A 17,113-nucleotide genomic window follows, 5' to 3' on the forward strand; every position below is an offset into this window, starting at 1 on the left:
CGCAGCATCTCTGGTTGCTCGAACGCTGCGGAGTCGCACGACCGCCACAAGCACATTCAGCGACAGCAAGGGCAACCTCGGAAGGAAGCCTCGGTTACGCCCCATCTTTCGGGTCAGCGGGATCGAATGTTCTGAACCCGCCAGGCGGCACGCATCTACCCAGCAGCGTCATGTTCTCTAGATGGTTGCGCGTGAAGATCTCGGTGTAGACCATCCGGTCCTCGAGCGACTGCCGCCTGCCATCCAGTCGAAAGTCCGCCCAGGCCTGGATCTCCGGCGCGATGGCGACGCCCCTCAGGTCTGCCGTGATCTCCCCTGGCCGCAGCGCCCGGCTGGCCGTGAAGCGCGCGAGCACCAGTTCTTGCTCGATGTGGCTGTACGGTTTGACGGTCTCGTCGAACTCGATTGTGACGCCACCCGGCGGCGCGATCCGAACGCGGTGCTCGTCAACACGACCGAGCCCGACATGCAGCTCCCGGTGGCGGTCTTTGCGGGCCAGTTCGTTGACCCACCAGGTCAGGTTGCTTTCAGGACCCCACGGGGACTGGTAGGGCTGTCCCTTCTCAAGTGCCTCGATGATGTGCGTCGGCAACATCGTGAGGCGTTTGGCCTGACTCTTGAAATCATCTGGAGTTGAGCAGATCGGGAACTGAATGCGCCCAGCCTGCGGTGGTGGATTCTCGCCGGTGATCGCGGCGGCCAGGGCATAGATCGCGTTGTCGAGCGACGCCCGCAGCGCTGCCAGCCACTCCGAGAAGATTAGAGCCAGCTCGACCGGCGCAGGCTCGCGCATGACCGCCAAGATCTCCAGCGTGCGGGAATCGACCCTGCGGACATCTACATCCCACGGATGCACTGAGATGTAATTCGCCCAGCACTGAGCGAAGTCCCGACGCTTGACACCCACGCGATCCAGCCGTGCGAACGCGCGATCGTAAAGCTCTTGCACAGCAACAACACCAGCCTCTCAAGCAGCTCGCGCCTTAATCCTCAGGTCGAGAGACACCTCGCATGCCAGAACTCAGGTCAGGGCCGTGAGCGCGCGACACAGCGCGTCGACGTCCACGATGGCCTGACGGCAGCTTGCTTCCGTGATCGTGAGCCGCTGGCCGATCCGGGCTGTGCTACTCGGCACCCTGGCCAGGTATCTGGCGTCGATCACGCCATCGTTGTGAGTGAACACGTGGCGGGCGGCCCAACTCTCGCCGAGCCGGCGCCAGGTCGAGGTGTCGAGCACGGCGCGCAGATCCGCGTGGCCGGCGGCGACGAACAGGTCGGCGGTGTCATCGAGGCGCTGGAAAATGTTGCCCTTACCGTTGAGGCGCGTCGCGGCGTCGACCACAGCTGCGCGGAACACCGCACTTGCCAACGTCTCCACGATGCCAACGAGGTTCTCCAGCGTGTCTACCCAAATGCGGGTGAACACGCCCTGCTCGCGCAGGGTCGCCACCGCGTCCGCAGGAAGCTGAGCAAGGCCGTCCAGACGAGCGGTCTCCGCGGCGAGCGCGTCCGTCGAAACGACATCAGAGGGCAGCACCCCGCACACTGGGCAGAATCGATGTTCACCGAAGACTGCATACCGAAGCGAGCAGTCGACACACTTCCGCTCCCGGACGAGACGCTCCTCGTCGATTCCGGGCAACGGACGCGGGTAGAACGGTTTGGACCGATACCGGATCTCGATACCAGATCCCGAACGGCGAGACCGTGACCCCCGGCCGAACACTTCAGCGAACATGTGATCCACCATCTGAACGCTGAGATCAGTTACAGCCTGCAGCGCACGGTCTTTCTGCTGCTGGGTCATGAACTCCGAGTGCTCGCAGTGGTGACCGCAGTACACACACCATAGGAAGAGGTCGTCCGGCAGCTTCTCGTAGTCGATCATGCTGACCCTGAACACCTGATCGCAGCTCGGGCACTGCCGTCCGAAGAAGCCGTGCTCATCGCCCGGCATGCTGACCTTCAGCTCAACACGATCGCCCTGGCCGCGCACGATCTCGACGCCCTCAGCCATCCGATACCGGTTGAGCTTGCGCCAGCTTCCACCACCTTCGTTCCGCATGCCGTGATTGTGCGCCTCAGGTCTGACAATTCGCGCGCACATTCCTGCCGCGCGACACCACGGACGACGACCAGTCAGCAAGCACGCTCGGCGATCACGTTGGCCAGCTCTGCGCGCAACGCCGCCACCAGATCCCGCGCACGATCCATGCTGATCTTGAGCTCGCTCCGAAGAGAGTCCGCTGAAATAGGCCGCTTGTGCTCCGACCAGTGCCGGGCATCCGCTCGCCGGGCCAGGTCGAGGTCTGCCAGGTCGGCTTGGACGTCGACCATGTCGTTCGGAACCCGCCCAACGCTGGCAGCGACAACCCCAGCGGGCTGTGATCGACCAGCCTGCGAGACCGCCTGCAGCATGCCTGGCCCAACCTCGGCCCATCCGATCAGAAGGACCGGGCCAACCGCGTCGAACGCGGCTTTCCCGTAGTCACCGGACAGCAGCGGGTCCGCCACGTTGAGCGCCAAGGTGACGACGCTGACGAAGAGGGTGAATCGTCGCAGCGGTTGCAGGACCTCGACCGACGCGCTGTGCAAGGCCAAGTGCCTCGTCGCGAGCAAGAGTCCCAGGACCGAGAGATCAACCGCAGGGGCGATAAGCGGGGCCACCCACACCGGGACGCCGAGCCTCAGAGCGAGGTTGAGGACGTTCCCGAAGCCGAAGAGGAAGGTGAGCCCGACGACCGTCGCCATGATCACCGTGACCGCCCGCTCGACGTCCTGGAGCATGCCGGAAAGTGCGCCCGAGGGGCCCGAGTTGAGCCCGAGATCCCTGACCTGCGGCGATTCAGAGCGGCACATCGCGACAGGAGCACTCGACGCATCCTGGACCTGAAGTGCAGAAACGGCACTCACCGGCATCACCCGGCACCACCGTCGAGGCCGACCCGAGGACTCTTAATCAGCGGGTCCGGGGTTCGAGTCCCTGGCGGCGTACTCCGAAAAAGCAGGTAGAGATTCGTCTCTACCTGCTTTCTTGCATCTAGTGTCCAACGCCTCGGCGGCGGTGTTCTTCGCCGAACGTGGTTGAGGTCCGTCTGAGCGGGCATCCGGAGGCAGACGCCGCACCTGAGATTCGGGTGTCGAGGAAGGACACATGGGCACCGACGACAAGCTCGACGCCAAGGCTGACCAGCTCAAGGGCAAGGTCAAGGAAGGCGTCGGCGACGCGACCGACGACAGCAGCTTGGAAACCGAGGGCAAGGTCGACCAGGCGAAGGGTCACCTCAGTGAGTCGGCCGAGAAGGTCAAGGACGCCTTCAAGAAGGACTGAACGGCCCACTGCTCTCCCCAGGAGCGCGCACCCCGGTGGTGCGCGCTCCTGGGCGCGTCGGTCGGCGAGCACGTCATCTCGGCTCCGAGCCGCTACGGTGAAGGCACAGGGCCGTTGACCGGCTCGTCCACTCGCTTCGTCACCTCCGCGGTCTGTGCGCCCGCCCGCCGTGGCTCCGCAGCGATCGAAGGAACACGGAGTCCGCATGGCAGTGACCGCGCCCATCAGTGATGACCGGATCCCGCGCGGCCCGAACGCGCCTGTCGCCACGTCCGAGGGCACGCACGTGCTGGCGGGTGCACTCGAGCGTTATGTGGAGAAGGTCGCCGAGGCTCTCGGCGTGCCGCGCGACGGCATCAGCTTCGAGGTGACCGACACCGCGACGGCCTACATCGCCCTCGGCTGCCGTGCTGTGGCTCACCCTGCTCGTGACGTCATGCTCGTCTGGAGCGCGACGCAGGGCTGGGTGGTGTCGATCGAGACCGATCCCACCGAGCCTCTGATCGTGCTCGCCCGCTCCACCGGGGACATCGTGCAGGCGCCAGAGGTCGTGGCGCGTCTGGTGGCCGAGTCCATGGGACGCCTCGGTGTCCGGGAGGCCCCAGTGGCAGGCCCGCCGCTGATGGGGTGGTCGGACCTCGCCGAGTGCATGGAACGTTACGCAACCTGACACCCGAGTGGTTGAAACCGTGGACGGCATTTCCGCTGATCAAGGCTGAAAGCGTGTAGTGTCGGTTTTGCCGGGAGCATCTCGCATCTGAGCACTCGAGCTCACGCCACGCTCGGCGAAACCTGAACCGGTCCTTTTTCGAGCCGGAGCCTCTGTTTCCGTTGCGATCACGGTTGCGGCTGGAGCGGCGAGTCCTCTGTGGACGTGATCGGTGCCGGAAGTTCCTGCCCGCCCGAACAAACAACGCAAGGACTTGGATGACGACATCGACCTGGACATCCGCTTATGAGCGCAGACTCAAAATGGTGGAGGACGTGCTGACCGGCCGAACCGAGCTCGACGCCAAGGGCGCACGGCATCTCGCGGTGCACGTGTTGCGCGCGCTGGACCACATTCCCGAGCGGGTGCGTTGAACTCGCGCCACTACGGCACTGGCGCGACGCAGCTGACGTGGGGCACCCGACTGCTCCGCGTCGGTTGTGCGTTCACCTACCGCGCCGAAGTGCCCACGCCGGCGGTGTTCCTCGTGCGCCCGCTGTGGAGCGCGGACGTGCGGGTCAGTCAGGAGCACCTGGACGTGCGGCCGGACGTCCCGATGCGGCACCACCTCGACCTGTACGGCAACCGCAACACCAGGATCGTGCTTCCTCCCGGTCTGTCCACAGTGCACTACAGCGCGTGGGTGGACGTGCCGGACAGGACGGAGGACGTGGACGACACCGTGCCGGAGACGCTGCCCGACGGGCTTCCGGACGACGTGCTGCTGTACACGTTGCCCAGCAGGTACTGCGTGTCCGACGTGCTGGGCGACGAGGCGTGGTCCAGGTTCGGCTCGCATCCGCCCGGTTACGACCGGGTGCGCGAGATCTGCAGGCACGTCCACGAGTCGCTGAGCTTCGGCTACGGCACCTCCACCGCGTTGTCCACCGCGGCCGACGTCAACGCCGCGGGTTTCGGTGTCTGCCGTGACTTCACGCATCTGGCGATCTCGTTCTGCCGAGCCCTCAACATCCCGGCCCGGTACGTGTTCGGTTACCTGCCGGACCTGGACGTGCGGCCCGACGGCGCTCCGATGGACTTCGCGGCGTGGATGGAGGTCTGGCTGGGTGACCGCTGGTGGACCTTCGACCCGCGCAACAACGAGCCCCGCAAGGGACGCGTCGTCATCGGGAGAGGCCGCGACGCCGCGGACGTCGCGATGGTCACCACGTTCGGCGGCCCGGTGCTCGAGTCGATGGTCGTTCAGGCGGAAGAGGACCTGGCCCCGTCGTGGCGCTGAGCGGGTTCTGTCCGCGGCGGAGCACGGTGAAGTTACCGAGGGCACGTCGTGCAGCAGCGCAATTCGCGCCTGTGCTCGTTCGGTGAACGTGGTGAACACCGACCGGCTGACGTTGCGTCCGTGGCATGTCGACGACGCACCCGCCGCGCTGGACGTCTACGGCCAGGCCGAGGTGCCCCGCTGGCTCAGTCCCGAAATGGACCAGGTTCCGGACGAGACGGCCATGAGGTTGCTGCTTTCAGCAGTGGACCGCTGAAAGCGTCCGCCTTCCGGCCCCGGCCGGCCGATGGGCGATCGAGCGCACCGCCGACCGTCAGGTGATCGGCGGCGCCCTCCTGCTCCCGCTGCCGCCTGGCCGGGCGGACCTCGACCCGGCCGCACCCGCATCGCCGCGCCCACCCGCTCGCGGCTGACCCGCGGCTTGGCGACCTTCGGCTACTGTGGGACGGGTTGGGGTCCAGCCGACGGCATCCGGCCGACGCGGTCCCCGATCCCGTCCGGTCCGGTGGTTCTCCGGCCGGAGACAGGAGCACCGGCTTGCAGCCGGATCGCCAGCCTTCCCCTTCCAGGCCCCGCGCAGCCGTCGACTTCGCCGAAGCACGACTGTCCGCGCAACGAGTGGAAACCCTCCAACAACGCCAGGCCGCCAGGCGAGTGGCGGAACACGCTCACGATGCGGGCGACTGCCGTGAACTGCTGTCCATGCTCGGCCTGGCGAACCTGCCACCGGGCTCCTGCGGCAAGGTCTCGCGACACGACCAGCACACCACCCCGACTTTCCCGGAGGCATTCGACGTGTTCCGGCCTGTGGAAGGAGCACGTGCATGAACCGAGGTACCGTCAAGTGGTTCAGTGGTAGCAAGGGTTTCGGCTTCATCGCGCCCGAGAACGGCGGGCCGGACCTGTTCCTGCACCACTCCGAGGTGAACGGCTACGCCTTCCAGGGCATCCCGGACAACCAGCAGGTGGAGTTCGAGATCGGCGAGGGCGACAAGGGACCGCGGGCGGTCTCCGTGCGCGTTCTCTGATCGGCTGACGAACCGGCGGCCGGTCTCGGCCGGCCGCCGACCCGGCCGAGTGTCGTCCACTGTGGACTCGGTGGAGAGGAACCGGATTCCGTGCGGTGCGGAGTTTCGCCACCCGGCACACGGGTAGCCATCAATTCCGAGTGACCTACACCGATCGCCCCAGACCCCGGCGGCGGAGAGGCAGCTGCCGTCCTGGAGGTGCGTGACGTGAGCACATCAGTTCCCGGAGTTGGACCACAACCGATGCTCGCGGGCGAGAAGACCCCGTTCGAGATGCTTCTGGTGAAGCTCTTCGCGATCGTCCCGGCAGTGGCACTCGCCGCCGCCGTGCCGCTGGCGTGGGGCTGGGGACTCGGCTGGGCCGACGTCGGGCTCGCCGTCTTCTTCTACACCTTCACGAGTCTCGGTGTGACGGTCGGCTTCCACCGTTACCTCACCCACGGCGCTTTCAAAGCCAACCGCGCCTTGCGGATCGCGCTCGCGATGACCGGCAGCATGGCGATGCAGGGCCAGATCATCGGCTGGGTCGCCGATCACCGCCGGCACCACGCCTACGCCGACCGCGAGGGCGATCCGCACTCGCCCTGGTTGTACGGCACGTCGGCCGGTGCGTTGGCCAAAGGTTTCTGGCACGCCCACATGGGCTGGATGTTCCGGCGAGAACTGACCAACGCCGCACGCTTCGCCCCCGACCTGCTCGGCGATCCGGACATCCAGCGGGTCAACCGCTGGTTCCCGGTGTTGACCGCGGTGACACTGCTCGCTCCGGCGGTGCTCGGCGGGCTGATCACGTGGAGCTGGTGGGGTGCGCTGACGGCGTTCTTCTGGGCCGGTCTCGTCCGTGTCGCGGCATTGCACCACGTGACCTGGTCGGTCAACTCGATCTGTCACATGATCGGCGATCGCCCGTTCGAGGCGCGGGACAAGTCGGCGAACTTCTGGCCCTTGGCGATCCTGTCGATGGGCGAGTCGTGGCACAACTCCCACCACGCCGACCCCACCTGTGCGCGCCATGGAGTTCGCCGGGGCCAGATCGACGTCTCCGCGCGCCTGATCCGGATCTTCGAACAACTCGGCTGGGCCACCGACGTGCGCTGGCCGAGGCCGGAGCGCCTGGCCCGCAAACTCAGGGACGCCACGGTCCGAGCAGCGGAGTGAGCGGTGAGCGGCTGGTCGAAGCGGCCTGCGAGGTGTGCGTTCTCCTGGCGGGAGTGAGCGGCGCTCAGCTGACCCTCGTGAACGGCACAGGGCGGGGCGAGCCGCGATACACCACGAACGCGACGGGCGGGCGCCTCGAGAACTTGCGGTTCCTCCTGGGCGAAGGTCCGGCTGAAGACGCGTTGCGCTCCGGGGTTCCGGTGTTGGTGGCGGAGCTGGACTCCCCGGAGAACCGGCTGCGGTGGCCGCTGTTCGTGCCGGCCGCCTGCGCTGCCGGGGCGTCGGCGGTCTTCGTGTTCCCGTTGTGCAGTGGCGTCATCCAGATCGGGGCGCTCGCTCTGCACCGGTACCGGCCCGGGCCGCTCACCACGAAACAGGTTCTGGACGTCCGCGTCCTGGCCGAGGTCATCCTGTCGTTGGCACTGGACGAGCTGGCCCGGCTGCACTTCGACAGCCGTGCCGAGGTCCACCAGGCGACCGGGATGCTGTCGGTCCAGCTGGGTGTGAGCATGGAGGAAGCACTCACACGGCTGCGCGGGCACGCCTTCGCCCACGACCAGCCGGTGGTCGAGGTCGCACACGACGTCGTTGCCCGGCGTTTGCGGCTGAGTCCGGGCACCGCGCCTGGACCGGTGTGATCCACACCGGCGAACTACCAGCAGAGGCGGCCGCATGTCGATGGAGAACCTCGCGGAGACGTTCGTCGAGCTGGCCGACACGCTCGTCGCCGACTTCGACCCGATCGAGTTCATGCACCTGCTGGCAAACCGTTGTGTCAGCACATTGGCGGTGGACGCCGCGGGCATCCTGCTCGCGGACGATCACCGCGAGCTCCAGGTCGTGGGCGCTTCCAGCGACGCCGCCCGGCTGGTCGAGCTGTTCGAGCTCCAGAACCGGCGGGGACCGTGCATGGAGTGCTACCTCACCAGTGCACCGGTGACGGTGGCCGGCTTCGCCGAGCCCCCGCAGCGATGGCCCGAGTTCTCCTCGGCAGCCCTCGACGCGGGATTCGGAGCGGTGCACGCTTTGCCGTTGCGGCTGCGATCGCAGACCGTCGGCGCGTTGAACCTGTTCACCGTCAAGGCGGGTGTGCTCGGCGAGTCGACCATCAGGGTCGCCCAGGCCATGGCGGACGTGGCCACCATCGGCCTGCTGCAGGCTCAGATCATCACGCGGCGAGACCTGCTGGCCCGCCAACTGCAGAACGCGTTGCAGAGCAGGGTGCTCATCGAACAGGCGAAGGGCGTTCTCGCCGAACGGCTGCGGATCGGTATGAGCCAGGCGTTCGAGGCGCTGCGGCGCTACTCGAGAAGCCGGCACCAGCACCTCAGCGCCGTCGCCGAAGCGGTTGTCGCCGGGAAGATCGATGTGACCGCGCTGGGTGTCGAGGGCAGGAAGCCCAGGTGAGCAAAGGTCGCGAACGTGCTCTCAGCGCTCTGAGGAAGCTCGCTGGGTCGGCACGGGTTCCTGGAACAGGTTCGTCCAGGACGGCTGTTCGGGATCAGGCGAGCTGGAGGTCGCAACTGGGTCGTGCGTCTCGGGATGGCTGAACAGGTGGTTCGCCTGGTGCAGGGTCACTGGATGCTTTCCGTTCGGAGACAAGGCAAAAGATCATTTCTTATCGTCGTGACTTTCTTCGCGTCCCGTGCGTGGTCGTCGCGAGTGAGGCGGAGCCGGAGTGACTGCACGGCGCGTAGATGACTGGGGGGGGGGGTGCGAAACGCATCGACCCCAAGCTCGACAGTACACCTCTTTGACCGTGGGTGTGGCGAGCCTCAGCGGTTGGACGAGGGAAAGTGGCCGCCCGTGCTGCCGAGTGCGATGAGGTCGGTGTACTGGTCCTGCCACGAACGCTCGGTGGCGAGCAGGTCGGCGAGCAGCTGGACCCACTGCGCGTCAACGGGCGACGTGGCACCTTTGGCCAGATGCCGAGCTGTCTCCTCGCGAGCCTTGAGCCACTCGGACAGCGTGGGCTGGAGAGCGGGGCCGCCCTGTTCATCGGTCATCACCTGACAGTACTGCGCACCATCGCAGGTGACAGCTCGTGACGCGTGTCGACCGGCCGCAGCGGGGTACACCTCCTATGCCCGTGCATGCACCAAGACCCTGGAGGGACTTGTGACAGCCTCTTCCAACGGGCATCGGGGGTTGATCTTGAACGTGATCCTGAGCAGCGATGCGACACCACCACTCGGCGATCTGCGGCGATCCGTGCGGCAAGCACTGTCCTATTTGGACCCCGACTGCGTGGAGGACGCCGAACTGCTCGTCACAGAACTGGTCAGCAACGCCTACGACCACGGCCAGCCGCCCATCAGCCTCCGGTTGTGCCAACTGCCGAACTCGTCGCTGCACATCGACGTCGAAGACGGCGACCGGACGCATCTCCCCCGGCTACGAGCTTCAGGGCCGAGCGGGCAACGTGGCCGTGGCCTGGTTCTGGTGGATCAGCTGTCCCGCGGGTGGGGCTTCAACGTGACCGCGACGAGCAAAGTCGTGTGGGCGGAGATGAACTGCCGCGCGTCATGAACGCTTGTCAGGAGCCGACCCCGTTCGTGACTCCCAGGAACTCCAGCTTCTGCGCATCGGCGGAACCAGCGGCCACCCTCGTCCCCCAGCCGGGTGAACTCCGTGCTGGTGGAGCGCAGCTCCGCGACGAGGTCGATCAATCCGCGGTCACGGAGTAGTCGACGAGAGCGGGGCGCAGATCGGCGACGAGGGCGGGGCGCAGGGCGTCGCCGTCGTGGCGCACGGGCCAGGCCGCGAGCGTTCTGCGCCCGGTGGCGAAGGCTGTCCGGACCAGGTTTCGCTCGGCCTGCGTTCGTGCGGTGGGGTTGCCCAGGAGCGCTGCCCAGGCGGGTGTTCAGGACAGCAAGGTCCAGTCGGCGCTGAACACGCCGACGGGGAACTCGCCGAGGCGAGCCAGCATGCGTTGGACTCCTCATCAACAACGCGGGCGTGCACGGGCCAGGGGCACCCGCCGACCAGATCACGGCCGCTGACGCCGGCGCGGTGTTCGAGGTCAACGTCGTGGGGATCGTCCGGGGTGACGCACGCGTTCCTACCCCTGCTGCGCAAGTCCGCGAACCCGGTCATCGTCAACGCGTCGAGCGGCATGGGGTCGTTCGCGCTGACCCACGACGCCGAGCGGGTCGAGTCGAAGCACGTCGCGCCCGGCCGACCCCGGCTACACCGCGACCGACTTCAACGGCCACAGCGGCCCGCAGACGGTGACCGAGGGGACCGACGCGATCGTCGAACTCGCCACCGGCGGCACGGACGGACCGACCGAAACCTTCCGCGACCGTCACGGTGCCGTGGCCTGGTGATCCAGACGGGCGCTGGCGTTTCCCGCCAGCGCCCGCGTCCCGCTCAGCCTCGGCTGAGGCTGGTCCGTCCCGCGTACCGCGCCTGCGCGCCCAGTTCCTCCTCGATCCGGATGAGCTGGTTGTACTTCGCCGTGCGGTCCGAGCGCGACAGCGACCCGGTCTTGATCTGACCGCAGTTGATCGCCACCGCGAGGTCGGCGATCGTCGTGTCCTCCGTTTCACCGGAACGGTGCGACATCACGACCGAGTAGCCGGCCTTGTAGGCGCGCTCCGCGGTCGTCAGCGTCTCGGTCAGCGTGCCGATCTGGTTGACCTTCACCAGGATCGAGTTCGCGATTCCCTGCTCGATGCCTTGCGACAGCAGAGTGACGTTGGTGCAGAACACGTCATCGCCCACGAGCTGAACGCGGTCACCGATGGTGGACGTGATGAGCTTCCAACCCTCGATGTCGTCCTGCGCCATAGCGTCCTCAATGGACACGATGGGGAACTTCGCCGTGAGCTCGGCCAAGTAGGCGACGTGCTCCTCGACCGACCGCTTGCGCCCCTCGCCGCGGTAGTCGTAGACGCCGTCGTGGAAGAACTCCGACGCCGCCGGGTCCAACAGCAACGCGACGTCCTCGCCCGGCCGGTAACCGGACTTCTCGATCGCGCCGACCACGAACTCCAGCGTCTCGTCGGCCGTGGTCAGGTCCGGCGCGAAACCGCCTTCATCGCCCACGTTCGTGTTGTGCCCGGCCTTCTGCAGCTGCTTGCGCAGGGTGTGGAACACCTCGGAGCCGATCTGCACCGCGTCGGCGAAGGTCTCCGCGCCCACCGGCGCGATCATGAACTCCTGGAAGTCGAGCGCGTTGTCCGCGTGCGCGCCGCCGTTGATGATGTTCATCATCGGCATCGGCAACCGGTGCGCGAACACCCCGCCGACGTACCGGTACAGCGGCTGACCGTGCGCCTGCGCCGCGGCCTTCGCGACGGCGAGCGAGACGCCGAGCGTGGCGTTCGCGCCGAGGCGGCCCTTGTTCGCGGTGCCGTCCAGCTCGATCATGACGCGGTCGATCTCGGACTGCGCCTCCGCGTCCATGCCGACGACCGCACCCGCGATCTCGCCGTTGACCGCGCCGACCGCCGCGCGCACTCCCTTGCCGTGGAACGCCTTCGGGTCGCCGTCGCGCAGCTCGACCGCCTCGTTGGTGCCCGTCGACGCTCCGGACGGGACCGCGGCCCGCCCCAGCGAACCGTCCTCCAGCAGTACGTCGACCTCGACGGTCGGGTTGCCCCGGCTGTCGAGGATCTGCCTGCCCGCGATTCGAGTGATTGCAGTCATCTATCTCCCCTAGGCGCCAGCACTGAATCGAATCAGTTCAACACCATGATCCTGACACAGGCTGTCTCCCGCCCGCATCAGGCGGGGCTCAGAACGCGCCGGGCTGCACCGAACGCATGGCGTCGTCCACGAGCCGGTCGAGAGGTTCGGTTCCGTCGCTGTCCATCCAGGCGACGTTGGCGATGTTCAGGCAGGCGAGCGCGGCGGCGGTGACCGCGGCCGGGCGGACGTCCGGGTCCGCGTCGGCGGGTGGCGCGCCCAGGCGCTCGGCGACGAGGGGGGTCAGCAGTTCCTGCCAGCGGATCTGCTGTTCCAGCCGGCCGGCCCGCAGCGTCGGGGACTGACCGGTGATCCGCAGCAGCGCGAGGCCGTAGCGCGGGTCGCGCTCGGTGGCCAGCACGATCACGTCGAACGCGCGGCGCAGCGCGGTCCAGGCGTCCTCGGTGACGGGCCGTTCGACGAGCGCGGCGGCCAGGAGCGCGCCGACCGCCTCGAACTTCACCAGGACGACGTCCTCCTTGGAGCCGAAGTAGCGGAAGAAGCTGCGCTGTGACATGCCGGCCGCTTCGGCGATCTCGTCCACCGTCGTGGCGTCGTACCCCTGCTGGACAAACAGCTCCCACGCGACCGCCATCAGCTGGTCGCGCACCGCTTGGCGGGTCCTCTCCCGCAGGCCCGGTTTCCTCACGCTCACCCGAACACTGTAGCTGCCGTCAGATGTGACATGCACTGCGCAACCTGTCAGCGACTGACATCTTTGTCGTATGCTGTCGTCAACGTGAACGTTGGAGGAGACAAATGCGTCGAACCACTGCTCTGTCCGTGAAGGCGGTCGCCGCCGTGCTGGCCGCCACGACTGTTGGCGCTGTGACAGGCCTTGCGCCGACGGCCGCGGCGTCGAGTCCAGCTACGGCGCAGTCCTGGCACATGGGCACGCTCGACGTGCGCAAGGCCATCACCGTGCACGTGCTCAAGCGCCTCTTCGAAGACGGCGACACCTCGGTCGTGGACCGCTACATCCGCCCCGACTACATCCAGCACAACCCGTTCGCGCCCAACGGCACGGCTGCGCTCAAGGCCTTCGCCGGCCCCATGGCCACGCAGTTCCCGGACCTGAAGTACGACGTCAAGCGCGTGATCGCCGACGGCGACCTCGTGCTGGTGCACTCCAACGTGGTCCTCACGCCCGGCACTCGCGGGAACGCCGTGGTCGACATCTTCCGCTTCGACCGCGACGGCATGATCGCCGAGCACTGGGACACCTCCCAGGAGGTGCCGGCCACCTCCGTCAGCGGCAACGACATGTTCTCCACGGTCAGCTCACCGCGGACGAACCAGTCGGGCCCGCGCTGGCGGACGGCGTTCACCAAGTCGGTCGCGACCTCGTACTTCGACCAGCTCGTCGTCCGCAAGGACGTCGACGCGGTCAAGTACCTGGCGCCGGAGTACCACCAGCACAACCCCTCGATCCCCAGCGGCTCGGCGGGGCTGCGGGAGATGTTCGCCGCGCTGTTCCAGCAGTTCCCGCAGTTGACCGTGGACCGCAAGCGGGTCATCGCCGAGGGTGACATCGTCGCGATCCACGCCCACTACCGGACCAGCCCCGAGGATCGCGGTCAGTCCGTTGTGGACATCTTCCGGGTGGGCCCGGACGGGAAGATCGTCGAACACTGGGACGTGGTCCAGGACGTGCCGGCGACGTCCGCCAACGACAACACGATGTTCTGACATCCGTGCCGCCTGGTCTCGTGGCAGGACTGAGACCAGGCAGCACGGCTTCTGGTCCTCTCTACGGATCGAGCCCGCGTCCGGGCGGGCTCATGCGGCAGCACTGGACATCACCGGTCCTGGCCTGCGCGAGCGGCTCGCCGGAGAAGTCGATCATGATCACTCCATCGTGTCGGAGCCGTGCCGGGGCCCGGCCGACGCGTGCGGTTCGCGGCGACTTCATCGCGCGTGCATTGCCTTGTGCGGGGAATCTGGCATTCTGCGCGAATGGTGCTTCGGCAGGCGAGCGACTTCGCCCAGCTCTCCGTCCTGATCAAGCAGGCCGGACTGCTCGAACGGCGACGCGGGTACTACTACGTCCGCGTCGGGGTGAACCTCGCGGTCTACGCGGGGGCGTGGGTGGCGTTCGCGCTGCTCGGCGACTCGTGGTGGCAGCTCGCGGTGGCGGTCGCGCTGGCGGTGATGAGCACGCAGCTCGCGTTCATCGGCCACGACGCCGGGCACAAGCAGATCTTCTCGTCCCGGAAGTGGAACGAGATCTTCGGCTACGTCCACAGCGGAATCGTCGGGGTCAGCTACGACTGGTGGGTCGGCAAGCACAGCCGCCACCACGCCAACCCGAACCACGAGGACGAGGACCCGGACGTCGACATCTCGGTGCTGGCGTTCACGCAGAAGCAGGGGCTGGCCAAGCGCGGGCCACTGCGGTGGATCGCGGCGCGCCAGGCGTACCTGTTCTTCCCGTTGCTGCTGCTCGAAGGCTATGCGCTGCACTGGCATTCGATCAGGCACTCGGGCCGCGAGCGGTACCTGATGATCGCGAACGTCGTGGTCTACGTCGGCGTGGTGTTCTGGGTGCTCTCCCCCGTCTACGCCGTCGCGTTCATCCTGGTGCACCAGGGCGTGTTCGGCTTCTACATGGGATGTTCGTTCGCCCCCAACCACAAGGGCATGCCGGTGCTGTCGGCCGGGCACACGCTCGACTTCCTGCGCAAGCAGGTGCTGACGTCACGCAACGTGCGCGGCGGCTGGTTCGTGGACATCCTGCTCGGCGGGCTGAACTACCAGATCGAGCACCACCTGTTCCCGAGCATGCCGCGGCCGCACCTGCGACGCGCGCAGGTGATCGTGAGCGAGTTCTGCACCCAGCGCGGGATCTCCTACGCGCAGTGCGGGCTGTTCCGCTCGTACGGGTACGTGCTGAAGCACCTGCACGAGGCAGCGGCGCCGTTGCGCGGTAAGGCCACCGTCTGACCCTTGTCCGAAAGTGGACAAAGGGTCGCCAAAAGGCTCGCCCGCTGCTGGGTGCACTGGTTTCCTCGGTTCAAGACCGATCTGGGGGAACTTCACATGCGCAAACATCTATTCGGCGTGCTCACGGCAGGGGTGGCGTTGTCACTCGTGGTGAGCGGCCAGTCCGTCGCCGAGCCGGTGCAGGTGAGCCAGGCCGATCCGATGCTGGCCTTCCTGCCACCCGAGGCCGAGGTCGACTGGGCCGCGGTGCACCGCATCCGGGAAGCTCGCAAGCAGTCCCGCCTGGCCGCGTCGAGCAAGGCGCGGACCGCGGGTCAGCCGCTGACGTACAACGAGAAAGAGCCCGTGGGCACGCAGGGCGGCAACGACACGCCGGCCAAGGCCGAGCACGTGGCCGGGTTCGGCACCGGCCGGGGCAAGAACCCGAAGCTCACGCTGACCGGTGACCTCGCGATCGACCCGACCATCCCGGTGGTGCCGCCGTTCGCCGAGGTCAACGACGCCATCCCGCTCGGCAGCGACACCGGCGTGCCCGCGCGCGGCAAGTCCGTGCGCACCAGCGGCACGATCGGCGACGGCCCGTACGGCAGCGGTGGCGACGGCACCGGCGACCACGACTTCTACCAGCTGGCCGGAGGCACGACCGGATCGTTCGCGACCGTCGAGACGAGCACGCCGACCGGTGACCTGGACACGCTGCTCGCCGCGTACGACGCGACCGGCCAGCTCCTCTCGCAGCAGGACAACCTCGCCGGCAGCACCGACAGCAGGCTGCAGGTCTTCGTGCCGGCGGGCCAGCACGCCTACGTCATGGTGGCCGCGGCGGGGCCTGGCGGGATCCCGGCCGACCCGATGAAGCCGGGCACCGGCAAGAGGGTCCTCACCGAAGGTCCGTACGACCTGACCATCGCGACCGGCGACGCTCAGGACGACAAGGACTTCTTCTCGGTCGATCTGAGGGCCGGTGACGTGCTGGGCGCGTCCGCGGCGGGCAAGGCGACCAGGGTGGTGGTTCACGACCCGGCCGGACGCGAGGTCTTCGGTTCGTCGCAGGACGCGAGCTTCCTGTACGCCGACAACTCCCCGCTGCCCGCGGGCGGCAACGCCGTCGCCGACTTCGTGGCGCCGAAGGACGGCCGCTACACCGTCAGCACCGAGAACGGCGAGGGCCGCTACGACGTCACCGTCGAGGCCTACCGTCCCGGCTCGGAGCTGAACCCGCGGCCCGAGGTGCTGACGATCTTCCTCGACTTCAACGGCGCACGGGTGAACACCAGGGTCTACGGGGCCGACCCGGGCGGCAACCGCGACCTGTCGGCGTTGAAGAAGTTCCTGCCCGGCTGGGGTCTCACCGACGCCGACGAGAACGCGGTGATCGACTCCGTGGTCGCGACGGCGCGCGAGAACATCGAGCACGACCTCGCCGCGAAGGGCACCAACAGGCGGTTCGCCGTGCGCGTCCTGAACAGCCGCGACCACGCCGACCCGTGGGGCCAGCCGAACGTCAGCAGGGTGGTCGTCGGCGGCACGATCGCCGAGTCCGGCATCCAGACCGTCGGCATCGCGCAGTCCATCGACGCGGGCAACTTCGGCAAGGAGGAGACCTCGCTGGTGCTGCTGGACCTCCTCAGCTCGCCAGCCGCGCAGACGAGCGTCTCGCTGAACAGGTACCTCACCCCGGCCAGCGACAAGATCGCGTTCATCGGCCGGGCGATCGGCAACATCACCGCGCACGAGGCCGGGCACATGTCCGGCAGCTGGCACCAGGACCAGTTCAACGCGCTGGACAGCATCATGGACCAGGGCGGCAACCCGAAGGGCATGTTCGGCGTCGGGCCGGACGGCATCGGCGGCACGGCGGACGACCTCGACGTCGACTTCCACGAGGACGTGCTCAACCCCAACGAGGGCTTCACGGGGATCGAGGACTCCCTCAACCGCACGGCGTGGGCGTACACCCGAGGCGCGAACTGACGGTCTGATTCCCGCCAGACTCCTCGTGGAGTTTCCAC

General features: G+C 67.4%; 19 protein-coding genes. 13 read left to right on the top strand and 6 right to left on the bottom strand.

Going from position 1 to position 17,113, the window contains the following annotated elements:
• Positions 1-94: 94 nt before the first annotated feature.
• The 3 genes from G7043_RS20410 to G7043_RS20420 form a co-directional block, all read right to left on the bottom strand.
• The gene (locus G7043_RS20410) at positions 95-949 is read right to left on the bottom strand and encodes a hypothetical protein (RefSeq protein WP_166047632.1); all 855 of its coding nucleotides are present in this window, start codon (positions 947-949) and stop codon (positions 95-97) included.
• Positions 950-1,021: 72 nt separating this feature from the next.
• Positions 1,022-2,065: a hypothetical protein gene (locus G7043_RS20415; RefSeq protein ID WP_166047634.1), complete on the bottom strand. Its 1,044-nt coding sequence runs from the start codon at positions 2,063-2,065 to the stop codon at positions 1,022-1,024.
• A 74-nt stretch (positions 2,066-2,139) separates the two neighbouring features.
• Positions 2,140-2,919, bottom strand: coding sequence for a hypothetical protein (locus tag G7043_RS20420; RefSeq protein WP_313887986.1), 780 nt, complete (start codon positions 2,917-2,919; stop codon positions 2,140-2,142).
• A 235-nt stretch (positions 2,920-3,154) separates the two neighbouring features.
• On the opposite strand from G7043_RS20420, the gene G7043_RS20425 reads away from it, so the two are divergent.
• From G7043_RS20425 to G7043_RS20460, 9 genes are all read left to right on the top strand, one after another.
• Positions 3,155-3,331, top strand: coding sequence for a CsbD family protein (locus tag G7043_RS20425; protein WP_166047636.1), 177 nt, complete (start codon positions 3,155-3,157; stop codon positions 3,329-3,331).
• 205 nt (positions 3,332-3,536) lie between these two features.
• Positions 3,537-4,001, top strand: coding sequence for a DUF6292 family protein (locus tag G7043_RS20430; protein WP_166047638.1), 465 nt, complete (start codon positions 3,537-3,539; stop codon positions 3,999-4,001).
• A gap of 314 nt (positions 4,002-4,315) precedes the next feature.
• Positions 4,316-4,414 (top strand): DUF6307 family protein, encoded by a 99-nt coding sequence (locus G7043_RS48410; RefSeq protein ID WP_313887987.1) that lies wholly within the window; start codon positions 4,316-4,318, stop codon positions 4,412-4,414.
• Positions 4,411-5,280 (top strand): transglutaminase-like domain-containing protein, encoded by an 870-nt coding sequence (locus tag G7043_RS20435; RefSeq protein ID WP_207311440.1) that lies wholly within the window; start codon positions 4,411-4,413, stop codon positions 5,278-5,280. The genes G7043_RS48410 and G7043_RS20435 overlap by 4 nt, the downstream gene beginning before the upstream one ends.
• A gap of 82 nt (positions 5,281-5,362) precedes the next feature.
• Positions 5,363-5,536, top strand: a complete 174-nt coding sequence (locus G7043_RS20440) for a hypothetical protein (RefSeq protein ID WP_166047640.1) — start codon at positions 5,363-5,365, stop codon at positions 5,534-5,536.
• 568 nt (positions 5,537-6,104) lie between these two features.
• Positions 6,105-6,308 (top strand): cold-shock protein, encoded by a 204-nt coding sequence (locus G7043_RS20445; protein WP_166047641.1) that lies wholly within the window; start codon positions 6,105-6,107, stop codon positions 6,306-6,308.
• 243 nt (positions 6,309-6,551) lie between these two features.
• Positions 6,552-7,466, top strand: a complete 915-nt coding sequence (locus tag G7043_RS20450; RefSeq protein ID WP_166048232.1) for an acyl-CoA desaturase — start codon at positions 6,552-6,554, stop codon at positions 7,464-7,466.
• On the top strand, positions 7,463-8,104 hold the full coding sequence (locus G7043_RS49920) for a GAF and ANTAR domain-containing protein (RefSeq protein ID WP_166047642.1): 642 nt from the start codon (positions 7,463-7,465) through the stop codon (positions 8,102-8,104). The genes G7043_RS20450 and G7043_RS49920 overlap by 4 nt, the downstream gene beginning before the upstream one ends.
• 34 nt (positions 8,105-8,138) lie before the next feature.
• On the top strand, positions 8,139-8,873 hold the full coding sequence (locus G7043_RS20460; protein WP_166047644.1) for a GAF and ANTAR domain-containing protein: 735 nt from the start codon (positions 8,139-8,141) through the stop codon (positions 8,871-8,873).
• Positions 8,874-9,241: 368 nt separating this feature from the next.
• Here G7043_RS20460 and G7043_RS20465 read toward each other — a convergent pair whose 3' ends face one another.
• Positions 9,242-9,472, bottom strand: coding sequence for a hypothetical protein (locus tag G7043_RS20465; RefSeq protein ID WP_166047646.1), 231 nt, complete (start codon positions 9,470-9,472; stop codon positions 9,242-9,244).
• Between the two features lie 154 nt (positions 9,473-9,626).
• Here G7043_RS20465 and G7043_RS20470 point away from each other — a divergent pair, with 154 nt between their 5' ends.
• Positions 9,627-9,995, top strand: a complete 369-nt coding sequence (locus G7043_RS20470; RefSeq protein ID WP_313888017.1) for an ATP-binding protein — start codon at positions 9,627-9,629, stop codon at positions 9,993-9,995.
• Between the two features lie 843 nt (positions 9,996-10,838).
• Here G7043_RS20470 and eno read toward each other — a convergent pair.
• Positions 10,839-12,119: a phosphopyruvate hydratase gene (eno, locus tag G7043_RS20485; RefSeq protein ID WP_166047650.1), complete on the bottom strand. Its 1,281-nt coding sequence runs from the start codon at positions 12,117-12,119 to the stop codon at positions 10,839-10,841.
• Between the two features lie 88 nt (positions 12,120-12,207).
• On the bottom strand, positions 12,208-12,813 hold the full coding sequence (locus G7043_RS20490; RefSeq protein WP_207311441.1) for a TetR/AcrR family transcriptional regulator: 606 nt from the start codon (positions 12,811-12,813) through the stop codon (positions 12,208-12,210).
• 104 nt (positions 12,814-12,917) lie between these two features.
• Between G7043_RS20490 and G7043_RS20495 the strand changes: the two genes are divergently transcribed.
• The 3 genes from G7043_RS20495 to G7043_RS20505 all read left to right on the top strand — a co-directional run bounded on the left by G7043_RS20495 (position 12,918) and on the right by G7043_RS20505 (position 17,075).
• A complete protein-coding gene (locus G7043_RS20495) occupies positions 12,918-13,847 on the top strand; it encodes a nuclear transport factor 2 family protein (RefSeq protein ID WP_166047652.1) in 930 nt (309 codons plus the stop codon).
• Between the two features lie 267 nt (positions 13,848-14,114).
• Positions 14,115-15,101 (top strand): fatty acid desaturase family protein, encoded by a 987-nt coding sequence (locus G7043_RS20500; RefSeq protein WP_166047654.1) that lies wholly within the window; start codon positions 14,115-14,117, stop codon positions 15,099-15,101.
• Positions 15,102-15,197: 96 nt separating this feature from the next.
• A complete protein-coding gene (locus G7043_RS20505; RefSeq protein ID WP_166047656.1) occupies positions 15,198-17,075 on the top strand; it encodes a hypothetical protein in 1,878 nt (625 codons plus the stop codon).
• The last annotated feature ends 38 nt before the right edge of the window (positions 17,076-17,113 follow it).

The sequence above is a fragment of the Lentzea alba genome, assembly GCF_011067745.1.
Taxonomy (GTDB): domain Bacteria; phylum Actinomycetota; class Actinomycetes; order Mycobacteriales; family Pseudonocardiaceae; genus Lentzea; species Lentzea alba.

Excerpts from the sequence above, each read along its gene's own strand:
- G7043_RS20415 (WP_166047634.1), bottom strand. The coding sequence starts at position 2,065 with ATGCGGAACGAAGGTGGTGGAAGCTGGCGCAAGCTCAACCGGTATCGG.
- G7043_RS20420 (WP_313887986.1), bottom strand. The coding sequence starts at position 2,919 with ATGCCGGTGAGTGCCGTTTCTGCACTTCAGGTCCAGGATGCGTCGAGT.
- G7043_RS20425 (WP_166047636.1), top strand. The coding sequence starts at position 3,155 with ATGGGCACCGACGACAAGCTCGACGCCAAGGCTGACCAGCTCAAGGGC.
- G7043_RS20430 (WP_166047638.1), top strand. The coding sequence starts at position 3,537 with ATGGCAGTGACCGCGCCCATCAGTGATGACCGGATCCCGCGCGGCCCG.
- G7043_RS20445 (WP_166047641.1), top strand. The coding sequence starts at position 6,105 with ATGAACCGAGGTACCGTCAAGTGGTTCAGTGGTAGCAAGGGTTTCGGC.
- G7043_RS20450 (WP_166048232.1), top strand. The coding sequence starts at position 6,552 with ATGCTCGCGGGCGAGAAGACCCCGTTCGAGATGCTTCTGGTGAAGCTC.
- G7043_RS20460 (WP_166047644.1), top strand. The coding sequence starts at position 8,139 with ATGTCGATGGAGAACCTCGCGGAGACGTTCGTCGAGCTGGCCGACACG.
- G7043_RS20465 (WP_166047646.1), bottom strand. The coding sequence starts at position 9,472 with ATGACCGATGAACAGGGCGGCCCCGCTCTCCAGCCCACGCTGTCCGAG.
- eno (WP_166047650.1), bottom strand. The coding sequence starts at position 12,119 with ATGACTGCAATCACTCGAATCGCGGGCAGGCAGATCCTCGACAGCCGG.
- G7043_RS20495 (WP_166047652.1), top strand. The coding sequence starts at position 12,918 with ATGCGTCGAACCACTGCTCTGTCCGTGAAGGCGGTCGCCGCCGTGCTG.
- G7043_RS20500 (WP_166047654.1), top strand. The coding sequence starts at position 14,115 with ATGGTGCTTCGGCAGGCGAGCGACTTCGCCCAGCTCTCCGTCCTGATC.
- G7043_RS20505 (WP_166047656.1), top strand. The coding sequence starts at position 15,198 with ATGCGCAAACATCTATTCGGCGTGCTCACGGCAGGGGTGGCGTTGTCA.